Annotated in this window: 4 protein-coding genes and 1 pseudogene; all 5 read left to right on the top strand. The window is 68.6% G+C overall.

Annotated elements, in window-relative coordinates:
* The first annotated feature begins 170 nt into the window (after window positions 1–170).
* Window positions 171–1178, top strand: a complete 1008-nt coding sequence (locus MJ777_RS20865) for an ATP-binding cassette domain-containing protein (protein ID WP_239308710.1) — start codon at window positions 171–173, stop codon at window positions 1176–1178.
* On the top strand, window positions 1175–1993 hold the full coding sequence (locus MJ777_RS20870; RefSeq protein ID WP_239377528.1) for an ABC transporter permease: 819 nt from the start codon (window positions 1175–1177) through the stop codon (window positions 1991–1993). Before MJ777_RS20865 ends, MJ777_RS20870 begins: the two co-directional genes overlap by 4 nt.
* A gap of 72 nt (window positions 1994–2065) precedes the next feature.
* Window positions 2066–2290: pseudogene (locus tag MJ777_RS20875) on the top strand (transposase); the annotation flags it as partial.
* Between the two features lie 241 nt (window positions 2291–2531).
* A complete protein-coding gene (locus MJ777_RS20880) occupies window positions 2532–3176 on the top strand; it encodes a dihydrofolate reductase family protein (RefSeq protein ID WP_239308707.1) in 645 nt (214 codons plus the stop codon).
* Window positions 3177–3225: 49 nt separating this feature from the next.
* Entirely contained in the window at window positions 3226–3603 is a 378-nt protein-coding gene (locus MJ777_RS20885; protein ID WP_239377529.1) for a hypothetical protein, read from the top strand.
* Window positions 3604–3735: the final 132 nt, after the last annotated feature.

Consider the following 3735-nt stretch of genomic DNA (forward strand, 5'->3'; position numbering starts at 1 on the left):
TCTTAGATGCCCTGAACGACCAGCGGTTGCCCGCCCGTCAGCCCCCGGCCAGGCTTCCATAACGCCGGGCAAAGTCCGTGAAACCATCCTGAGAGCGCGGTGAAACTGGTCACCCGCAGAGTGGTCACCCAGGGCCGGGCATCCGAGCACGGTTCGGAAGGAGCATCTCGATGACAGCCGCGGTCCACGCACGTGGCCTGGTCAAGACATTCGGTGGCCTGCGAGCCGTAGACGGCGTCGACCTTGATATCGACGAGGGCGAGATCTTCGGCGTGCTCGGCCCCAACGGCGCCGGCAAGACGACGATGCTGAAGATGCTCGCGACGCTGCTCAAGATCGACGATGGTGAGGGGTCGGTCTTCGGCATCGACCTCCGCCGTGAGCCGCACCGGGTGCGGCAGCTGATCGGCGTCACCGGTCAGTATGCCTCCGTCGACGAGAACCTCACCGCTGCCGAGAACCTCTGGATGTTCGGGCGCCTGCAGGGCCTGAGCTCACGCAGGTCACGCGATACCGCCGCGCGGCTGCTCGAGCAGTTCGGCCTCACCGACGCCGCGGACAAGCGGATCTCGCATTTCTCGGGCGGGATGCGGCGGCGGCTCGACCTGGCCGCGAGTTTGATCACTCAGCCTCCGCTGATCTTCCTCGACGAGCCGACCACCGGCCTCGACCCCCGGACGCGCGGGCAGATGTGGGACACCATCCGCGGCTTGGTCGCCAGCGGGTGCACGGTCCTGCTGACCACGCAGTACCTCGACGAGGCCGACCAGCTCGCCGGCCGGATCGCGGTGATCGACCACGGCCGCAAGGTGGCCGAGGGCACACCCGATGAGCTGAAGACCTCGGTCGGCAACCTGACGTTGCGGCTGCGCCTGGCCGCGGACGCGGATATGTCGCTGGCCGCGGACGTGGTGCGCCGCCAGCTCGGTGAGGAGCCGGTCCTCACCCCGGAGTCCGGGCAGCTCAACGTCCCGATCGAGACGGCCGACAGGGTGGCCGACGTGCTGATCGGGCTGCGCCAGGCGGGTGTCCACGTTGCCTCGGTGGGCGTCGACAAGCCGACTCTCGACGAGGTCTTCCTCGCGCTCACCGGCCACGGCAGCAGCGAGAGCGAGCGGGCGGACACGACCGAGCCCGAACCCATGCGTGCGCAAGCCCCACAGGAGATGGCCCGATGACCACGATCACGATCGACTCCCGGGCTGCGGTCGCCCGCGCCCAGAGCCGGCCCAGCCCGGCGGACACGTTCCGCCAGATCATGATCATGGCCTGGCGTGCCACCAAGAAGATGCGGCGCAACCCGGAGCAGTTCTTCGACGTGACGTTGCAGCCGGTCCTCTTCACGGTGATGTTCGCCTACATCTTCGGCGGGGCGATCTCCGGCGATGTGAAGAGCTACCTGCCGCTGATGATCCCCGGCATCCTCGCGCAGACCGTGCTGACGACCAGCATGGCCACCGGCACCCAGCTGCGCGAGGACATCGACAAGGGCGTCTTCGACCGGTTCCGGTCGCTGCCGATGGCCCGGATCGCGCCGCTGGCGGGGCCGATGGTCGCAGACCTGCTCCGTTACACGATCGCCGCGACGATCACCTTTGCCATAGGCATCGCGATCGGCTACCGGCCCGGCGGCGGCGTGCTCGGTGTGGTCGCCGCGATCCTGCTCGCGGTCTTCACCGGCTGGTCGCTGGCCTGGGTGTTCACCTGCCTCGGCACCGTCGCGCGCAGCGCCCAGAGCGTCCAGGGCATCTCCATGATGATCATGTTCCCGTTGACGTTCCTGTCGAACGCGTTCGTACCCGTCAACACCCTGCCGGGCTGGCTGGCCGCGTTCGTCAGGGTCAACCCGGTATCGCACCTGGTCTCCGCCGACCGGGACCTGGCCAACGGCGCCCATGTATCCGCGGAGGCAGGCTGGACGCTCGTCGCCAGTGTCGCCGTGATCGCGGTGTTCGCGCCGTTGGCCGTACGGCTCTACAAACGGCACCTTTAGGGCGCATATCGGGTTGTGATCGATCTGTGGGGTTCGTTCGTGTAGCGGGCCTGAGTGGGTAGACCGTCGTGCATGACGCGGGCGCAATGGACAGACCAGGAGTGGGAGTCCATCAAGCGCTACCTGCCGATCGGTGGGTTCGGCCCGTACCCGCAGCGGCTGCGGTCGCAGTTCGAGGGTGTGCTCTGGCGGTTCCGGATCGGCGGGCAGTGGCGGGAGATGCCGCGGGAGTTCGGTGCCTGGTCGACGGTGTCCAACCGTTTCCGGCAGTGGCGGGACGCCGGTGTCTTCGAAGCCCGGGAGTGCCCGAGCAACGGTGTAACACCCAGCGCCAGCGAGCCGTTTCCGCAGGCGAAGGCCCCGTTGCTGGTAGTTACCGGAAAATCTTCTGACAGTCCGCGACAGCAGGATCGCGACCTGCGGCAGCTGCCTGCGGACGAGGCGGTCGACGAGTGCGCAGCCGCGTCGCGGCGATGAGTCTGTCGGCACGCGGGTCTACCTTTCAAGCGGGACCACCACCTCATCAGGGAGTACGGGCATGGGCCTCATCCACATCGAGCTGTTCGCCACCCTCGACCTCGTCGCGCAGGCACCCGGCGGCCCCGACGAGGACCCGGTCGGGTTCCCGTTCGGCGGCTGGCAGGCACCCCTGCTGGACGAGGTCACCGGGACGCAGGTCGGTGCCGCGTACGAGGGCACGGACGCCCTCCTGCTCGGCCGGCGGACGTACGACATCTTCGCCGCCTACTGGCCGAACCAGGATGGCGGCGAGGACAACGAGATCGCCACGCTCTTCAACAGCGTCCCGAAGTACGTGGCCTCCCGCGGCCGGCCCGACCTCTCGTGGGCCGGGTCCACGCAGCTAGGCCCTGATCTGGCCGGCGCGGTGCACGAGATTCGTGACCGGCACAGGCACGTGAAGGTCGTTGGGAGCCTGAACCTGGTGCAGACTCTCCTGCGCGAGAAGCTCTTCGACCGTCTCGACCTCTGGGTGCACCCGGTCATCCTCGGCGTCGGGAAGAAGGTGTTCGACGGGGGCGCGGTGCCCACGAACGTCACCCTCCTCGAACCGCCGGCCGCCAGTCCGCGGGGCACCGTGTACCTGCGCTACGGACTCGCCGACGGCACGCCCGGGACGGGAGACATGAGCGCACCCGATCGCGGTGTCGGACGCGACGGCTGAAGCCGCCCCGCGCCAGGTGGGTCCGTGCCGCCGGCGGTGCATCCCGCGCATGACGCGCGGCCTTGGCATCCTGGTCGAGGACATCATCACGCACGCTGCCGAACTGGTGCTCGCCAAGCCGCGGTTCGCCGGGCGCTCCATCCCACCGGCGGCCTTCGCCCCACCGGCGGCCTTCGCGGCGAGCAACCGCTCGACGCTGTTGCGGGACGTGGTGGCCCGGCAGCCGGGAGTACGAACCAGCCTGGCCGCCCGATACACAGACGACCTCATCCGCCAGCCGGAGGAGCTACGCGCGTTGCTCGGCGATGGCGCGGCCTGGTCAGGTGAACCGCAGGGCCAGACGGCCGCGGCTCCGGATTGGTCTACCCTGACTCCGCCAGCAGGTGCGGGCAGATCAGAAGGGGGGACGTCGTGTCCGAGGCGTTGATGGATACGGCGGTTCGCTTGGGCTCATCGTTGGACGCGTTGGCGGCATTGGCCGCCCATGTGCGCATAGAGACCGAGAATCTGCCGGCCGATCCGCGGGTACGTGCATTGCTGGCCGACATCGCCGTCGAAA

The sequence above is a fragment of the Protofrankia sp. Cj5 genome (assembly GCF_917627405.1).
Taxonomy (GTDB): Bacteria; Actinomycetota; Actinomycetes; order Frankiales; family Frankiaceae; genus Protofrankia.

Bases quoted from the DNA above. Each gene is read 5' to 3' on its own strand.
- MJ777_RS20865 (WP_239308710.1), top strand. From the start codon at position 171: ATGACAGCCGCGGTCCACGCACGTGGCCTGGTCAAGACATTCGGTGGC.
- MJ777_RS20870 (WP_239377528.1), top strand. From the start codon at position 1,175: ATGACCACGATCACGATCGACTCCCGGGCTGCGGTCGCCCGCGCCCAG.
- MJ777_RS20880 (WP_239308707.1), top strand. From the start codon at position 2,532: ATGGGCCTCATCCACATCGAGCTGTTCGCCACCCTCGACCTCGTCGCG.
- MJ777_RS20885 (WP_239377529.1), top strand. From the start codon at position 3,226: ATGACGCGCGGCCTTGGCATCCTGGTCGAGGACATCATCACGCACGCT.